We start from the raw sequence: 16,262 nt of genomic DNA on the forward strand, positions 1-16,262 counted from the left end.
ACATGAGTGAAAGCCCCCGGCCAAACGCTGGGGGTTTTTTATTTTTAATATGTTGATTTATAAGCTTTTGATGGTTTTGAAAAAGATGAGTCAGAATCGAAAGTCTTTGAGTGAATCCGGTAAGCCGCCGGCGGGGTTTGTCCGCACCTTTGACTCACTGCCCCGCCTTGTTCCGGCCCCCGGACCGGCGGCGGGCCCACTCCGGCGCCAGTTTCCCAGGCCGTTCCGGAGCAGTACCGAAGCTGTTTTTTTCCTTCCCAATTCCCCCCCATGAAACACGTACTACCCCTGTTGCGGCCGGCCGTCGGACTGGCCCTGCTCTCGGCCCTGCCACTGCTGCCGCTCCCGGCCCTGGCCGCCGCTACCGCCGCCACCCTGCCTACCCGGCGCCTTGCCGATGCTCCCGTAACGGGCCGCGTAACCGATGAGAAAGGGGCCGGTATGCCCGGCGTAACGGTGGTGGTGAAAGGCACCAGTAATGGCACCTCGACCGGCCCCGACGGGGAGTTCACGCTTACGGTGCCCGACAACGCGACGCTGCTGTTTTCCTTCATCGGCTACAAGTCGCAGGAGGTGGCCGTGGGCGGGCGCAGTACCGTCAGCCTGGCCATGGCCCCCGACGCGGCGGCCCTCGACGAGGTGGTGGTGACCGGCTACCAGAGCCAGAAAAAAACCGACCTGACCGGCGCCGTATCGGTGGTGAAGGTGGACCAGATTCGGGACATGGCCTCCAACGACGTGACGCGCAACCTGCAGGGCCGCGTGCCGGGCGTGAACATCACCACCGACGGAGCCCCGGGCAGCGCAGCCACCGTGCGCATCCGCGGCATCGGCACGCTCGGCAACAACGACCCGCTCTACGTTATCGACGGCATCCCGACCAAAGAGGGCATCAACCAGATCAACCAGAACGACATTGAGAGCATTCAGGTGCTCAAGGATGCCTCGGCGGCCAGCATCTACGGCTCGCGGGCCGGCAACGGGGTGATTATCATCACCACCAAAAAGGCCAAGAAGGGCGCCACCCGGGTTGATTTCTCGACCTTCTTCAGCGTGCAGCAGCCTGGCCCCAACATCAAGCTGCTCAATACCCAGCAGTACGGCCAGGTGTACGGCCAGGCAGCCCTCAACGACGGCAACGTGCCCAGCTTGCCCTACTACAACTTCCAGACGAGCGTCGGCGCCGACGGCCGGCGGGTGCTCACGGGCGTAACGGTGCCCGAGTTCATCGACGCCGATAAAACCCAGCGCGCCGCCGATACCGACTGGTTCAAGGAAACCCAGCAGAACGCCCTCATCCAGAGCTACAACCTGAACGTGAGCAGCGGCGGCGAGCGGGGCGGGGCCCTATTTTCGCTCAACTACTACGACAACAGCGGCACGCTCAAGTACACCGGCTTCGACCGCTACACGGCCCGCCTCAACACCGACTACAACTTCCTCAACAACAAAATCAAGATCGGGGAAAACCTGACCATCGTGAAGTCGCAGCGGGCCGAATATGACCTGAACCTGGTACGCGACCGGACCACCCAGCTGCCCTCCATCGTGCCGGTGCGGACCGTGGACGGCGTGGGTTGGGGCGGGCCGGTGGCCGGCATGAGCGACCGGGACAACCCCCTGCGCCTACTCAAGGACAACGAGCAGAACCGCTCCAACACCGGCCGGGCCTTCGGCAACGTGTTTGCCGACGCCGAGATTCTGCCCGGCCTGCACCTGCGCTCCAGCTTCGGTATTGATTACAGCCTCTTCAAGTTCCGCCAGATTTACAAGACCTACAAGGCGGGCTTCCTCTCCGAGCAGAACAACCGGGTGACCGAGAACCAGCGTTTCTGGGGCAACTGGGTGTGGCAGAACACGGCCAACTACGACGTAACCCTGGCCGAGCGCCACCAGCTGGGCGTGGTGGCCGGCACCGAGCGCATCAGCTACTACGACGAGAGCACCTACGCCTCGCGCACCAACTTCGCCAGCGAAGACCCCAACTACACCTACCTCGACGCGGGCGCAGCCAACAAGGACAACGGCGGCTCGGGCACGGCCTACCGCCTGGCTTCCTACTTCGCCAAAGTCAACTACTCCTTCGCCGATAAGTACCTGCTCTCGGCCACACTGCGCCGCGACGGCTCGTCGCGCTTCGGCCAGGACAACCGCTTCGGCATCTTCCCGGCCTTGTCGGCGGGCTGGCGTCTGAGCGAGGAAGCCTTCGTGAAGAACTACGCCGGCTTCTTCTCCGACCTGAAGCTACGCGCCGGCTGGGGCCAGACCGGCAACCAGGACATTGCCAACTTCGCCTCCCGGGGCCTCTATCAGAGCCTGCTGGGCACCCTCGACCCCAACTTCGAGTACGACCGCGGCACCGCCTACGACATCTACGGCAACGACACCGGCCTGCCCTCCGGCTACCGGCGCGTGCAGCGGCCCAACTCCGGCCTGAAGTGGGAAACTACTACCCAGACCAACCTGGGCCTCGATTTCGGGCTCTGGCAGAATAAGCTCTCGGGCTCGGTGGACTACTTCGTGAAGAAGAGCGAGGACATTCTCGTGAACCTGCCCTACCTGGCGGCCGTGGGCGAGGGCGGCGACCAGTTCGTGAACGGAGCCAGCATCGAGAACCGGGGCTGGGAATTCCTGCTCAACTACCAGAACGAGCTGGCGGGCGGCCTCACCTACAACATCACGGGCAACCTGGCCACCTACCGCAACGAGCTGACCTACCTGCCCGACGAGGTGATTAACGCCTACGGCGGCAACGGCCAGGACGTCACGCGCCTGGGCCACTCCATCAACGCCGTGTACGGCTATGTGGCCGACGGCCTGTTCCAGAACGAGGGCGAGGTGACCGGCCACGCCACCCAGATAGGCGCCGCCCCCGGCCGCATTCGCTACAAGGACCTCAACGGCGACGGCAAAGTGGACAACTTCGACCAGACCTGGATTACCGAGGGCGTGCCCAATTTCAACTACGGCCTCAACCTGGGCGCGGGCTACAAGGGCTTCGATGTGCAGCTGTTCTTCCAGGGCGTGCAGGGCCTCGACGCCTACAACAACGCCAAATTCCGCACCGATTTCGCGTCGCTGGCCTCGGGCGAGAACTGGGGCGCGCGGCTGCTCGATGCCTGGACGCCGACCAACACCGGCTCCACCATTCCAGCCGCCACGCTCATCAACACCAACAACGAAGGGCGGGCCTCGACCTACTTCATCGAAAACGCTTCCTACCTGAAGCTGCGCAACCTGCAGGTCGGCTACTCGTTGCCGGCGGCCTTTAGCAGCCGCATCAAGCTGCAAAACGTGCGCCTCTACGTGCAGGCCCAGAACCTGTTCACCGTCAAGAGCAAGGACTACACCGGTCCCGACCCTGAGGTAACCAACTACCAGTACCCGATTCCGCGCATTTTCACCACCGGTCTGAACCTGTCGTTCTAGGGCCCCGGCGCCCCGAACTCCCTGGCTTCCTCCCTTCCCGACCGACCACGCTCCAAGCTTCCAATTCCCATGAAATACCTTAAGTCTACTCTGCTGGCCCTCTCGCTGCTGACGCTGGCCACCAGCTGCAACGACGATAAATTCCTGGACGTGCAGCCCACCGGCGCCCTCAGCGACGACCAGCTCAATTCGCCCGCCAACATCGAAAAGCAGGTTATTGCCGCCTATTCGCAGCTCGGCAACGACGTGTACCGCGCCCCTTACACCAGCATGTGGCCCTACGGCAACGTGCGCGGCGGCGACGCTTACAAGGGTGGCAACGGCACGGCCGACGTGGATGCCTTCTACTTCTACGAAACCTTCAGCTTCAACCGCGTCGATGTGGGCAACACCGACGAGCTGTGGTTCCTGATTTACGTGGGCATTTCGCGCTGCAACGATGCGCTGCGCCGCCTTGATGCGGTGAGCGAGGCGGCCATGCCCACCAAAGTGGCGCGCCAGGGGGAAATGCGCTTTCTGCGCGGCCACTTTTACTTCCTGCTCAAGGAGCTCTTCAAGCAGGTGCCCTACATTGACGAAACGGTGCCCACCGACCAGTACGGCACCATCTCGAACGTGGCCCTGACCAATGACGCGCTCTGGGGCAAAATTGCCGACGACTTCCGGTTTGCGGCCACCAACCTGCCCGCCACCCAGTCCGAAGTCGGGCGGGCCAGCAAGGCGGCGGCCCAGGCCTACCTGGCCAAAACCCTGCTCTACCAGGCCTACACTCAGACCGAAAGCCACGCTGTTACGGGCCTCGACGCGGCCAAACTGCAGGAAGTCGTGAGCCTCTGCGACCAGGTGATTCCCAAGTACTCCCTGCATCCCGACTACGCCACCAACTTCCTCACGGCCGGCGACAACGGGGTGGAGTCGGTGTTTGCCATCCAGTTTTCGCGCAACGACGGGACGCCCAAGGGCCGCACCCAGCGCGGCAACGTGCTCAACTACCCCATGAACCCGGACTACGGCTGCTGCGGCTTCCACCAGCCCAGCCAGAACCTGGTGAATGCCTACAAAACCGACGCCCAGGGCCTGCCGCTGTTCACCACCTTCAATAACTCCGACCTAAGCACGCCCGCCGACTTCCAGGCCAACACCGTCGACCCGCGCCTCGACCACACCGTGGCCATTCCGTCGCACCCCTACAAGTACCTGCCCACCTTCGTGTTCGAGAACTCCTGGCTGCGCGACCCCAACACCTACGGCGTGTTCATGTCGATGAAGGAGACGGTACTGCCCACCGACCCCAGCTTCCAGAAAACGCCGCCCTTCATGAGCACGTCGAAGAACTGGGCCGTTATCCGGCTGGCCGACGTGCTGCTCTGGAAGGCCGAAGCCCTGATTGAGCTCAACCGGCCGGCCGAAGCGCTGCCTCTCATCAACCAGATCCGGCAGCGGGCCCAGAACAGCACTGCCCGCCTGAAAAACGCGGCCGGCGGCAGCACCTCCAACTACAAAATCGGCCTCTACTCTTCGGCCGGCTGGAACCAGCAGTACGCCCGCCAGGCCCTGCGCTTCGAGCGCCGCCTGGAGTTTGCCATGGAAGGCTACCGGTTCTTCGACCTGGTGCGCTGGGGCATTGCCGCCGACTACCTCAACACCTACTTCAGCGTGGAGAAAACCAAGCGCCAGTACCTGCAAACGGCCCGCTTTACGGCCGGCCGCGACGAGTACCTGCCCATCCCGCTCAACCAGATCAACTTCAGCAAGGGCCTTTATAAGCAGAACCCGGGCTGGTAGTCCGGCGGCGCTTTCCTTTCGCAGTATTTGCTCATCCACTAGAAGCTAAGGGCCGCCGGCCTATAGCTAACCGCACATATGAAAAACAACAAAGTATTCTTCTGGTCGCTGGTGGTGGCGCTGGGCGGCTTCCTGTTCGGCTTCGATACGGCCGTTATTTCGGGGGCCGAGAAGGCCATTCAGCAGCTCTGGGGCCTGAGCGCTGTGGAGCACGGCTTCACCATTGCCATTGCCCTGATCGGCACCGTGTTCGGAGCCATTTTCGGGGGCGTGCCTTCCGATAAGCTGGGCCGCCGCCAGACTCTCATCTGGATTGCGGTGCTCTACTTCGTGTCGGCGCTGGGCGCGGCGCTCACCTCCAACTGGGTACTGTTTATGCTTTTCCGCTTTTTGGGCGGGCTGGGCGTGGGCGCCTCGTCGGTGACGGCGCCGCTCTACATCTCGGAAGTATCGCCGCGCGAGTCGCGGGGGCGCATGGTGAGCATGTTCCAGTTCAACATCGTGTTCGGGATTCTGGTCGCCTACCTCTCCAACTACCTGCTCACGGGCACCGGCGAGCAGGACTGGCGCTGGATGCTGGGCGTGCAGGTGGTGCCGGCCCTGGCGTTCTTCCTGCTGCTGTTCCGGGTGCCGGAAAGCCCGCGCTGGCTCATCGGGCAGGGGCGCGTCGAGCAGGGGCGGCAGGTGCTGCGCCTCATCAACCCCGCCACTGCCGACCAGGACGTGACCTCCATCCTGACCACCAACGCCACGACGCTGCCGGCGGGGGCAGCTCCCTGTTTGCGCGCCAGTACCGCACGCCCGTGATGCTGGCCGTGCTCTTCGCCTTCTTCAACCAGGTATCGGGCATCAACGCCATCATCTACTTCGCCCCGCGCATCTTCGAAATGACGGGCCTGGGCAAGAGCTCGGCTTTGCTGTCCTCGGCCGGGCTGGGGTTGGTCAACTTCACTTTCACGCTGCTGGCCCGCGAGTTCATCGATAAGATGGGCCGCCGCCAGCTTATGCTCATCGGTTCCTGGGGCCTGATTGCCACGCTGGGCCTGGTGGCCTGGGCCTTCTACACCGAAAACTTCCAGGCCTTCGGGGGCATGCTGGTGCCGGGGCTGCTGTTCATCTACATTGCCTTTTTCGCCTTCTCGCAGGGCGCGGTTATCTGGGTGTTCATCTCCGAAATCTTCCCCAACGCGGTGCGGGCCAAGGGGCAGGCGCTGGGTTCGAGCACGCACTGGGTAATGGCCGCCATCATTGCTTTCACCTTCCCGTATTTTGCCGAGCAGCTGGGTGGCGGCCACACCTTCGCCTTCTTCTGCTCGATGATGGTGTTACAGTTGGTATTCGTGTGGCGCCTGATGCCCGAAACCAAAGGCAGCTCCCTGGAGCAGCTCGAACAAACGCTGGTTATTCACTAGAAAAGGGAAACGGCACGGGGCATGCCGAGCGCAGCCCGAGCATCGCTACCGCTGCGATGCCAGCGTGCTGTTTCACCGGTTCAGCTCCTTCGCTATCTTATTCCCGCCCCCAAGCCGTTGAATTCCATGCCTTCCAATTCTGAAAATCCGAAAATTGTTTGCTTTGGCGAAGTGCTCTGGGACGTGTTGCCCAACGGCCGGCAGCCCGGCGGCGCGCCCTTCAACGTGGCCGTGCACCTGCACCAGCTCGGCGTATCGGTGGACCTGATTAGCCGCGTCGGCGACGACGAACTGGGCACCGAACTGCTGGACTTTATCGACTCTAAGGCGCTGCGCACCGATTTCGTGCAGCGCGGTAAAACCCACCTTACGGGCGTGGTCAAGGCCAACGTGGACGACGCCAACGAGGTGAGCTACAAAATCGTGCAGCCTGTGGCCTGGGACTACATCCAATACGATGCCGCGTTGGGCCGGCTGGTGGAAGCAGCCGACATGTTCGTATTCGGCAGCCTGGCTGCCCGCCAGGCCGGCACCCGCGAAACCCTCTACCGCCTGCTGGAACACGCCCGTTTGAAGGTGTTCGATGTGAACATGCGCCCTCCGCACTACACCCGCCAGGGCGTAACATATCTACTCGACAAAGCCGACCTCGTGAAAATGAACCACCACGAGCTGGCTGAAATCATGGCTTGGTTCGGGGCCGAAACCGACCGACCCGCGGCTATGCAGTGGCTGGCCGACCGCTTCGGCCTGCAGGGCGTATGCGTTACCTGCGGGGCCGATGGCGCCCTGCTCTGGACCAACGGCCAGCTCTACCGCGCCCCCGGCGTACCCGTAACGGTGCGCGACACCATTGGCAGCGGCGACTCGTTTCTGGCGGCCCTGCTCCGGGGCTGGCTGGCCGGCCAGGAGCCCGGCGAGTGCCTGCGCTTCGCCTGCGCCACCGGGGCGTTGGTCGCTACGCACCAGGGCGCCACACCCGCCATCGGCGAAGCCGACGTGCACCAGCTGCTGGCCGCCCAACCCGCGTAAGGCTGGGGCCCACGTCAAACAGCTCGTTCTCCCTTTGCTTACTTAGTCTCCTTCCCACCTGTGATGAAATCTGCCTTCCTGCTGGCGCTGGGCGCCCTTGCCCTTGCCGCCTGCAACCCCGATACCTCCCGGACCACTGCCACTACTGGCAACCCTGTCGCTACCGATTCTGCTACCGCCGCCGCGCCAGCCGCTACTGCGGTGCCGCCCGCCACGCCCCAGTACCGCCCGGCCTACCACTTCGCGCCGGCCGCCCACTGGATGAACGACCCCAACGGCATGGTGTATCTCAACGGCACCTACCACCTGTACTTCCAGTACTATCCCGATGGCATGGTGTGGGGCCCGATGCACTGGGGCCACGCCACCAGCCGCGACCTGGTGCGCTGGCAGGAGCAGCCCATTGCCCTCTATCCCGATTCGCTGGGCTGGATTTTCTCGGGCAGCGCCGTAATTGATGCCAACAACACGGCCGGCTTCGGCAAGAATGCCATGGTGGCCATCTTCACCCACCACAACGACCCCGAGGAGAAGAAGCACACCAACAAGCACCAATACCAAAGCCTGGCCTACAGCCTCGACGAGGGCAAAACGTGGACGAAATACGCCGGCAACCCCGTGCTGCCCAACCCCGGCATCCAGGACTTCCGCGACCCGAAAGTGAGCTGGCACGAGGCCAGCCGGCAGTGGGTGATGACGCTGGCCACCAAGGACCGAATTACGTTCTATGGCTCACCCAACCTGAAAAACTGGACCAAGCTCAGCGAGTTTGGGGAGAAGGTGGGGGCCCACGGTGGCGTGTGGGAGTGCCCCGACTTATTCCCGCTCCAGCTCAAGGGCCAGACCTACTGGGTGCTCATCGTCAACCTGAACCCGGGCGCCCCCAACGGTGGTTCGGGCACCCAGTACTTCGTAGGCCAGTTCGACGGCAAAACCTTCACGCCCCGCAGCACCGACACTAAATGGGCCGATTACGGCCCCGACGACTACGCTGGCGTGACCTGGAACAACACGCCCGGCCGCCGCATTTTCCTGGGCTGGATGAGCAACTGGACCTACGCCAACCAGGTACCCACCTCGCCCTGGCGCAACGCCCTGACCATCCCGCGCGAACTGGGCCTGCGCCAAGTGGGCACCGATATCCGCCTGACCTCGGAGCCGGTTAAGGAACTGCAACAACTGGCGGCCGCTCCCACCGTGCTGCGCAACGTAGCCGGGCAGCAGACGCCCACCGACCTGACGAGTCGCTTGCAAATGAGCAGCGACAAGCACCGCCTGACGCTGAGCACCGAGCAGCTGACCGACTTTGAGTTGGTGCTTAGCAACGCCGCCGGCGAGGAGTTGGTGCTGGGCTATAACGCCGGCGCCCGGGCCTATTTCATCGACCGTAGCAAGGCGGGTCAGACGGATTTCAACAAGGAATTTGCCAGCCGCAGCACGGCCCCACGCCTCACCTCGGCTCCCGGCACCGCCCTGACCCTTTACTTCGACGCGGCCTCCGTGGAGCTGTTTGCCGATGAAGGCCTGACGGTCATGACGGCCATCTTCTTCCCTACCCAGCCCCTGACGAGGGTGCATCTGCGCTCCAAACCCGGCATTACTTTCCAAGAAATCAGCAGCGCCGACCTGGTAGTGAAGCCAGTCAAGTGATGCTCCTTTCGGTGAAGTCTAATTCTCTGTCTGGCATTGCGTGCAAGCTGGCCCCTGCAAGGCAGCGCGCGTTTAAACAATCAATCCGAAATTCATCATCCCCGAAATGACTGGCAAGTATGCGTTTTGTGAACCCGGAACCACTTGCCTCCACCAAGAGAAGCAAGCAGGACTTTAGGGGCAGTAAGGAAGCACAATAATTCACGCACCCATTTGAGTTTTGTCCCTTGACGTAATGTAGCTTATACCCACACCCCTAACAGGGAATTGACGAGGGAAACCACAGCTGAAACGCACTGCCGGCTCCCTCTACGGAATGGACCTGAATGCTGCCCTGGTGCAGTTGCATAATTTGCTTGGCCAAGCTTAGCCCAATCCCGGAGCCGTTGGTACGAGTGGTAAAAAAAGAAATAAAAATGCTGTCCAGCACATCGGCGGGAATACCGGTTCCGTTGTCTTTCACCTCCACCACCACCCGCTCCTGTTCATCGGACCAGGCCCGCAGGCTAATGCGCGGGTTGGGGTTTTGGGTGAGCGCCTGTGACGCATTGAGGACCAGATTGATAAGCACCTGCTCCAGCAGATGGCCGTCGGCGTGCAGGGTAAGGTGGGCGGGCCGGACGCTAAGGGTGACTTCGATGCCTTGTGCGGCCAGCTGCTCCGCCTGAGATGGTCCAGCTATGCCGGACACAATTGGGACGTGGTTTGAAGTTGCGTTTCGAAGTGGTTGGGTGAGCGGTAACCGAGCAAAGAATGCCGTCGTTCGGCGATGTGGTGGCTGATTTCGAGCTTGGCCTCGGCTAGACCGGGAAAGCTGCCGCCATCGAGCAGTTCGGCCTTTAAGCGGCTCCAAAACGATTCGGCGTGGGCGTTGTCGTAGCAATTGCCCCGCCGGTTCATGCCCTGTACGGCCCCGTGCCGGGCGAGTAAGTCCTTAAAGCGGGTGGCCGTGTACTGGCTGCCCTGGTCGGAATGGACGATGAGCCCCGCCCGGGGCTGGCGCACGGCCAAGGCCCGGCGCAGGGCCTCGCTGACCAAATCTTCGGGCATGGTCTCGCGCACGTCCCAGCCCACGATTTTGCGCGAGCAGCGGTCCAGCCAGACGGTCAGGTAGAGCCAGCCGCCGCCCTGGCGCGGCAAATAGGTGAAGCCCCGGCCCACCCAGACCCGGTTCGGGGCGGTGGGGGCCGGTTGGTCGAGCAAGCGGTTGGGCGCGGCGCGCACGGCCGGGTTAGAATCGGTGGTGCGCGCCGCCGCGAACGAGCGGGGCTGTTGCGCGCGCAGGCCGTGCGCTTTGAGCACGCGGCGGATGCGCCAGCGACCCACCCCGAGTAGCCGTTGGCTTGCACTTCGGCGCGCAGTCGACGCGTGCCATAGCGTTGGCTGTGGTACGTAACGGCTTCGCGCACGGCTACTTGCCAGGCCGGTTCGGCCGTTGGCACCTGTTGGCGGCGCTGCCAGCCGTAGTACGCGGCCGGGGCCACGCGCAGCACCTGGCAGAGCTGGCGCACGGGTACCTGAGCGGCCCGCTGCGCGATGTAGCGGTACGTGCTCACGAGGCCCCGAACTGGCCGAAGATGACCAAGGCTTTTTTTAACCTATCAAGCTCCTGCGTGAGCCGTTTATTGGCCGCACGCAGGGCCCGCACCTCCGGGTCGCCGGCCACTTCCACACTACCCACTTCGGCCACGAGTTGGGCCTGCTGCCAGCGGTAGAGCAGCTTGGGGCTGATGCCCAGTTGCCGGGCCGCTGCCTGGGTGCTACGGCTCTCCGATGCCAGGCGTAGGGCTTCGGCCTTGAAGGCCTCGTCGTATTTACGCTGTTTGTCGGGCGACGCCCCGCTCTTTTTTGCTGTCATAACAGAAGAACTATACGTCCTTCTTCTGTCCGTCTTGATTATACCACCTCAGCCACCCAAAACTGGGCCACTGCTAAAGCGAAGGCGTAAGCTATCGTCTCGCGTGTTTCCCAAGGCACGAATTTCCGGCGTAGGTACGTGCGCACCCGAGTGTAGGTGTCTTCCAGGGCCATTTGCGTGGCAAAGGGGGCTTCGACCTGCACGCCCGCGCGCAACGGAACGGCGTACACGGCGGGCTCCGTAAGGAAGCGCCCAACCGCAACCATATGGATTTCGCCCCAAGTCATGTAAGCCGGCGGGAGCAGGAACTGGTCCGCCCGGCAGCACGCGTCAAAGGCCGCCGCGGTGGAAAAAACCAGCGCCGGGGACGTGTCGCGCAAGCCGTTTTCCAAAAGGACGATTTCGCCATTGACCAACGGGTACCCGGTGGCGCATTTGCTGGGAATGGCCCGCGTCCCCCGAAGTCGGTGAATGGAACCACCGTGTTGTTCCGGATACGCGAGGGCTTCTGGCATCGGCAAGGTCCGGCATTCGGCAGAAGGAACAGGAATAGAACGGTTGGTAGACATAAGTAAAAGCATGATGCACCGGCCCGACAGCTGGTTTTAGTCACACTTAGCAGGGTAACCCTTTCCGCCTGTGACTTCCACTGGGTTTAAGAAAACGGTAGTTCTGGTAGGTAGTGAGTGATTCGGTGTTACAGCCCGCAAAGGCTGGTGAAAAGTATGGGGAAAGCTTAAGCTTATTTTATCCTCCGCTGCTATGTAATGGCCTCCTATAGCCCCTGTAACCGGGCCGTTATTGCCGCCAGGGACTGCTGCAGTGCGGCGGCAGCCGGCAACGGGCCGTACACTAATTACCGGAAAGCGCCCTGGTAGGTGGGTGCTAAATGCTGCCAAGTTTGGCCTGCGTCGGCAAACAGGCGCGCCTGCGCCAGCGGGCGCGCAGCCCATTCGCCCTGAAATTCCTGATTGCGGGCATCGTCAGCGCGCACTTCGACCAGCAGCGCCTCGAACACCAGCCCGGCCAGAAACTCCCGCAATGGCGGCGGCTGAAGCAGTCGGTGCAGGTCGTAGGCGTGGTGGAGTTTGACCTGCAGCTCACCTAGCGGGTCGTGTGCGTAGCCCGCACGCACCAGGGCCAATATCTTCTCCACCAGGGTTCGCTCTAAGGCCAGGACGAGTATCTCAGACGGGGCCAGCCCGTGCTGCTCCACCAGGGCCAGCTCACCGCGCTGGGTCAGAAACTGGCCGGCGTAGGACTGCACCGGCCGCCACTGGCTGGGGTGGGGGCGGGCGAAAGCGTTGATTTCGAGCAGCACCGCGCCGGGCCGCATCTGGCTGCCGGGGTGGGCACGGCAGTAGCCGGGAACTGGTGCAGGGTCTTGCGAAAGTGGCTCCCGCGCACGGTCACGTCCGCTTCCACCACGGCCGTCAGCCCCTGGGTAATGTGCCGGGCCCCCGCATCCATGAGCTTCTTGACCTGCCCGCCACTCCAGCCCTGGGTGCCGGCGATGGCCAGGTCCACGTCTTCGGAAAACCGTTCGACCAGCCCGTAGGCCTTGGACAGGGCCGTACCGCCCTTGAATACCAACTGCTCGCGGTAGGGCGAATCGGCCAGCGCCCGCAAGAAGTAGCTTACCCAATAGTCCTTCTCCACAAAGGATTCGGGTAAGCCCAACCCTTGAGCGGTGGCCAGCAGGATCTGCCCGAACTCCGGGCTCTGGTGCAAAGTCATTGGATGTTCCACGCGGCGCGATTGGGCAGGGCCCCGGCACTCAGGCCCAGGCGGTAGGTAGTTAAAGGATTGAGGGTGGCGCGTAATGTGGCCGCGCCTTTGATATCGGTTAGCCTTTCCAGCAATGCGCCCAGTACGGCGCGGGCCCGGGGCGGGGCCTGTGCCGCGGCCAGCTCCGTCAGACGACGCCGGGCGGCCGGGGAAAGGCGGATGATTTCACGCTGCACCCGGGCCAGTACCTCATCGGGGCTGGTGTCGGGAATGCGGCGCAGGTCCCGCAGCACTTCCAGCCACTGCAGCAGAGGCACGTCGCTGGCCCTCTCCGGGGCCGGGCGCACCACGAACCCCACGTGCCGGGGTGGGGTACGTCGCGGCCGGGGGGTGGTCACGGTCGTTTCGGCCGGTACCTGGGTAGTCAGGCCCAACTGGTGGTAGAGGCTCACGCCCGCCCGGTAGGCCAGCGGCTCGCCGCCGGCGGCCGTGAGCGTGCGCAATACGGCTCCCTCGGAAGGCTGCAGCGGACCAAAGCGACTGTTCTGGGGGCGGTAGTACTGGCCTTTGGCAAAGCGGACCAGCAGGCCTTGCCGGCTCAGCCGGCTCAGCGCCGCGGCCACCGCCCCGAACTGAGCGGGCTCCGTCACCAGATCGGCATAGGTCAGCAGCTCGCCCGGCGCAAAGGCCTCGACTTGCCGGCGAACACACTGCATGATGGATTCGGGCATGGCAAACAGAAATACGCAGAAGGCAAATATACGAATTATGTCAAGTTTTTACATGTAAAAACTTGACATAATTTAAGCTTAGTCCGTTCCCGCCGAGGCTCGGTTGCTAGCCTGCACCTCCGCCAAAACTACGGCCATAATGTCCTGCGCGGGCTCGTTAAGCAAATCCGCGACCCGCAGCAGCTCACCAATCGTGAGGGAAGAGGGGTTGGCCTCACGCTGCTTGATGGTGCGGTAGCTCATGCCCAGATGTTGCATCATCTCGCGCTCGGTAAAGCGGTATCGGCCGTGGCGCAGCAGGTCCGTAAAACGCCGGGGCGAAGCGGCAGTTGGGGGCAGTGGGGGAGGGGAAGCGGGCATATAGGGGAAGAAAGTAGAAAGTAAGGCGGCCGGCAGGCAGGGGCAGGGGCGAGGGGCAGCGATACCCCACTGCCCCCGGCCCCACCGGTAACGTGAGCGTAGGTCACCGGCGGGCGCAAGGCGTTAGCAGTCGTCGCAAGGGTGGGGGCGCGGATTCTGCCGCGCCTCCTCGGCCAGCGCCTGGTTTTCCCAGGCTGCCACGCGCTGCATAATATTGGTCAGCCAGCGGCCCAGGCGCGCGGGGTCGGCTTCGGCCAGAATCCGGCCGGTGGCCGTGCGGCGCTGCTCATCACTGAAAGCGGGGTGCTCCAGCAGCCGGGTCAGCTCGCTGCGCTGGGCGGCAATGACCAGCGACGTCAGCGAAGGCCCCGTTTGCTGGCTCAGCACCTGCGTCCCCAGCGCCGGATCAGCTGCCGGATCCGCCGCCAGCGCCCCGTTATCGGCCGGGCCCGCCGGGGCGGTGGGGTGGGAGGGAGGCGGCTGCGGCGCGGGTTGCGGCTGTGGCTGCGCCCCATCGGGAGCTGGGGGACTCACAATCAGCTCGGCGGCCCGCTGGGCCCGGATGGCAGCCTGCACCACCAGTTTTTTGTCCCCGCGCAGCTGCTCCAGCCAGAACTGCAGGTAAGCGGCCGTATTTTCGAGCGTGGCGCCCAGCTCCCGGGCCTGCCGGAAGGTGAGAAAGAATGGTGTGCCTTATCAAGCCTATTTCACCTCCAAATTTGCCCCTAACACTTGACTTTTAACACAGTTCATGTGCCTTATCGTACCCTCTCCGAAAGACTGGGGCTGTTTAAATCACCGTTAATGGGCCTTCGGGCCATTAACGGCTGGTCTGGTGAAGTGGGCCATGGAAAAAGCCCGGCTGCCGTAAAACCGTATGTTTGCCAGCTTCGCTGATGCGACTGTTCTTCTCTATTGCCCGCCCCCATGCCCGACGGTACCCTGCTGCTCATTGACGACGAACCCAGCCTGCGCCACATTCTCTCGCGGGTGCTGGGCCTGGAGGGCTATACGGTCCTGCCCGCCCCCGATGCCCGCCATGGCCTGGAACTGCTGCAGCAGCACGCGGGGGAGGTGCTCGTGGTGCTCTGCGACGTGAAGCTGCCCGACGCCCACGGCGTGGAGCTGCTCGCTCGCCTCAAGGCCCTGGCGCCGCTGGCCGAAGTCATCCTGCTCACCGCCTATGGCACCGTGGCCGACGGCGTGCGGGCCATGAAGCTCGGGGCCTTCGACTACCTGACCAAGGGCGACTCCGATGATCAGCTGCTGGTGGTGGTGGAGCGGGCCATGGAAAAAGCCCGGCTGCAGCGCCGGGTGGCCGACCTGGAGCAGCAGATGGGGGCCCAGCACGACTTTGCTTCGATGATTGGTACCTCGGCCGCCCTGAGCCAGGCCAGGGACCTGGCCCAACGCGTGGCTCCCACGGAAGCGGCCGTGCTGCTGGAGGGGCCCACCGGCAGCGGCAAGGAGCTGTTTGCCCACGCCATCCACCACGCCAGCCCCCGCCGCGCCAAGCCCTTGGTGGCCGTCAACTGCTCGGCCTTCCCCAGGGACCTGCTCGAATCCGAGCTCTTTGGCTACAAGAAGGGCGCCTTCACCGGCGCGCTGGCCGACAAAAAAGGGCTGTTTGAAGAGGCCAGTGGGGGCACGCTGTTCCTGGATGAAATCGGGGAGCTCGACATCAACCTGCAGGCCAAGCTGCTGCGCGTACTCGAGGGCCAGGAGTTCACCAAGCTCGGCGACACTAAACCCACCAAAGTAAACGTGCGCGTGGTGGCGGCCACCAACCGCAACCTGCGCCAGGAAGCCGACCAGGGCCTGTTTCGGGCGGACCTCTACTACCGCCTCTCGGTGTTTGTGGTGCCGGTACCGCCGCTCAGCGCCCGCCGCGACGACATTGAGCCCCTGGCCCAACATTTTCTGCAAGTCTACGCCGCCAAGCTCGGCAAGCGCCTGCACGGCCTCGACCCGGCCTTTCTGCAGCAGCTGAGCCGGTACGAGTGGCGCGGCAACGTGCGGGAGCTCAAAAATGTGCTGGAGCGCGCCGTCATTCTCGCCGATGAGCAGTGGCTGACCACCGACCTGCTGCCCCCGGAGTTCCAGACCCGGGCCGACGCTTTCGAGGCCGAAGACGCGCGCTCGCTACGCGCCCTGGAAAAGCGCCAGATCCGGCTGGTGCTGAGCGAAACGGGCGGCAATAAAACCGAAGCCGCCCGGCAGCTGGGCATTGGTCTGAAGACCCTGTACCGCAAAATCGGGGAATACGGCCTGTAAACG

At 63.5% G+C, this 16,262-nt stretch carries 14 protein-coding genes and 1 pseudogene; 6 read left to right on the forward strand and 9 right to left on the reverse strand.

Annotation, left to right across the window (positions count from 1 at the left end):
* Positions 1-270 precede the first annotated feature (270 nt).
* The 5 genes and pseudogenes from CDA63_RS15130 (at position 271) to CDA63_RS15150 (ending at position 9,308) form a co-directional block, all read left to right on the forward strand.
* Positions 271-3,429: a SusC/RagA family TonB-linked outer membrane protein gene (locus tag CDA63_RS15130; RefSeq protein WP_088465301.1), complete on the forward strand. Its 3,159-nt coding sequence runs from the start codon at positions 271-273 to the stop codon at positions 3,427-3,429.
* A 69-nt stretch (positions 3,430-3,498) separates the two neighbouring features.
* A complete protein-coding gene (locus CDA63_RS15135) occupies positions 3,499-5,214 on the forward strand; it encodes a RagB/SusD family nutrient uptake outer membrane protein (RefSeq protein WP_088465302.1) in 1,716 nt (571 codons plus the stop codon).
* A 78-nt stretch (positions 5,215-5,292) separates the two neighbouring features.
* Positions 5,293-6,626 (forward strand): annotated as a pseudogene (locus tag CDA63_RS15140) (sugar porter family MFS transporter).
* Between the two features lie 126 nt (positions 6,627-6,752).
* Positions 6,753-7,658: a carbohydrate kinase family protein gene (locus tag CDA63_RS15145; RefSeq protein ID WP_165768321.1), complete on the forward strand. Its 906-nt coding sequence runs from the start codon at positions 6,753-6,755 to the stop codon at positions 7,656-7,658.
* 63 nt (positions 7,659-7,721) lie between these two features.
* Positions 7,722-9,308, forward strand: coding sequence for a glycoside hydrolase family 32 protein (locus CDA63_RS15150; RefSeq protein ID WP_088465303.1), 1,587 nt, complete (start codon positions 7,722-7,724; stop codon positions 9,306-9,308).
* 256 nt (positions 9,309-9,564) lie between these two features.
* Here the strand turns inward: CDA63_RS15150 and CDA63_RS15155 are convergent, their stop codons facing one another.
* The 9 genes from CDA63_RS15155 to CDA63_RS15195 all read right to left on the reverse strand — a co-directional run bounded on the left by CDA63_RS15155 (position 9,565) and on the right by CDA63_RS15195 (position 14,561).
* Complete coding sequence (locus tag CDA63_RS15155) at positions 9,565-9,999, reverse strand: sensor histidine kinase (RefSeq protein WP_165768322.1); 435 nt, start codon at positions 9,997-9,999, stop codon at positions 9,565-9,567.
* Positions 9,987-10,634 carry an IS3 family transposase gene (locus CDA63_RS15160; protein WP_165768323.1) on the reverse strand — a complete coding sequence of 216 codons (648 nt, stop codon included), beginning with the start codon at positions 10,632-10,634 and terminating at the stop codon, positions 9,987-9,989. Before CDA63_RS15160 ends, CDA63_RS15155 begins: the two co-directional genes overlap by 13 nt.
* Positions 10,635-10,860: 226 nt before the next feature.
* A complete protein-coding gene (locus CDA63_RS15165; protein ID WP_088465305.1) occupies positions 10,861-11,166 on the reverse strand; it encodes a transposase in 306 nt (101 codons plus the stop codon).
* A 38-nt stretch (positions 11,167-11,204) separates the two neighbouring features.
* Positions 11,205-11,735, reverse strand: a complete 531-nt coding sequence (locus CDA63_RS15170) for a hypothetical protein (protein ID WP_126546890.1) — start codon at positions 11,733-11,735, stop codon at positions 11,205-11,207.
* A 287-nt stretch (positions 11,736-12,022) separates the two neighbouring features.
* Positions 12,023-12,502: a nucleotidyl transferase AbiEii/AbiGii toxin family protein gene (locus tag CDA63_RS21625; protein ID WP_088465307.1), complete on the reverse strand. Its 480-nt coding sequence runs from the start codon at positions 12,500-12,502 to the stop codon at positions 12,023-12,025.
* Positions 12,406-12,825 carry a nucleotidyl transferase AbiEii/AbiGii toxin family protein gene (locus CDA63_RS21630; protein WP_165768324.1) on the reverse strand — a complete coding sequence of 140 codons (420 nt, stop codon included), beginning with the start codon at positions 12,823-12,825 and terminating at the stop codon, positions 12,406-12,408. The genes CDA63_RS21625 and CDA63_RS21630 overlap by 97 nt, the downstream gene beginning before the upstream one ends.
* Positions 12,826-12,899: 74 nt before the next feature.
* Positions 12,900-13,625 (reverse strand): DUF6088 family protein, encoded by a 726-nt coding sequence (locus CDA63_RS15185; RefSeq protein ID WP_088465309.1) that lies wholly within the window; start codon positions 13,623-13,625, stop codon positions 12,900-12,902.
* A gap of 78 nt (positions 13,626-13,703) precedes the next feature.
* Entirely contained in the window at positions 13,704-13,985 is a 282-nt protein-coding gene (locus tag CDA63_RS15190; protein ID WP_088465310.1) for a hypothetical protein, read from the reverse strand.
* A 123-nt stretch (positions 13,986-14,108) separates the two neighbouring features.
* Positions 14,109-14,561: a hypothetical protein gene (locus CDA63_RS15195; protein WP_126546891.1), complete on the reverse strand. Its 453-nt coding sequence runs from the start codon at positions 14,559-14,561 to the stop codon at positions 14,109-14,111.
* Between the two features lie 351 nt (positions 14,562-14,912).
* Here CDA63_RS15195 and CDA63_RS15200 point away from each other — a divergent pair, with 351 nt between their 5' ends.
* Positions 14,913-16,259: a sigma-54-dependent transcriptional regulator gene (locus CDA63_RS15200; protein ID WP_088465312.1), complete on the forward strand. Its 1,347-nt coding sequence runs from the start codon at positions 14,913-14,915 to the stop codon at positions 16,257-16,259.
* The last annotated feature ends 3 nt before the right edge of the window (positions 16,260-16,262 follow it).

The organism is Hymenobacter amundsenii (assembly GCF_002204745.1).
GTDB lineage: Bacteria > Bacteroidota > Bacteroidia > Cytophagales > Hymenobacteraceae > Hymenobacter > Hymenobacter amundsenii.

What these genes read in the sequence shown, in the direction of transcription:
- CDA63_RS15130 (WP_088465301.1), top strand. Translation starts at nt 271, where the DNA reads ATGAAACACGTACTACCCCTGTTGCGGCCGGCCGTCGGACTGGCCCTG.
- CDA63_RS21625 (WP_088465307.1), bottom strand. Translation starts at nt 12,502, where the DNA reads ATGCGGCCCGGCGCGGTGCTGCTCGAAATCAACGCTTTCGCCCGCCCC.
- CDA63_RS15185 (WP_088465309.1), bottom strand. Translation starts at nt 13,625, where the DNA reads ATGCCCGAATCCATCATGCAGTGTGTTCGCCGGCAAGTCGAGGCCTTT.
- CDA63_RS15190 (WP_088465310.1), bottom strand. Translation starts at nt 13,985, where the DNA reads ATGCCCGCTTCCCCTCCCCCACTGCCCCCAACTGCCGCTTCGCCCCGG.
- CDA63_RS15165 (WP_088465305.1), bottom strand. Translation starts at nt 11,166, where the DNA reads ATGACAGCAAAAAAGAGCGGGGCGTCGCCCGACAAACAGCGTAAATAC.
- CDA63_RS15150 (WP_088465303.1), top strand. Translation starts at nt 7,722, where the DNA reads ATGAAATCTGCCTTCCTGCTGGCGCTGGGCGCCCTTGCCCTTGCCGCC.
- CDA63_RS15145 (WP_165768321.1), top strand. Translation starts at nt 6,753, where the DNA reads ATGCCTTCCAATTCTGAAAATCCGAAAATTGTTTGCTTTGGCGAAGTG.
- CDA63_RS15135 (WP_088465302.1), top strand. Translation starts at nt 3,499, where the DNA reads ATGAAATACCTTAAGTCTACTCTGCTGGCCCTCTCGCTGCTGACGCTG.
- CDA63_RS15170 (WP_126546890.1), bottom strand. Translation starts at nt 11,735, where the DNA reads ATGTCTACCAACCGTTCTATTCCTGTTCCTTCTGCCGAATGCCGGACC.
- CDA63_RS15200 (WP_088465312.1), top strand. Translation starts at nt 14,913, where the DNA reads ATGCCCGACGGTACCCTGCTGCTCATTGACGACGAACCCAGCCTGCGC.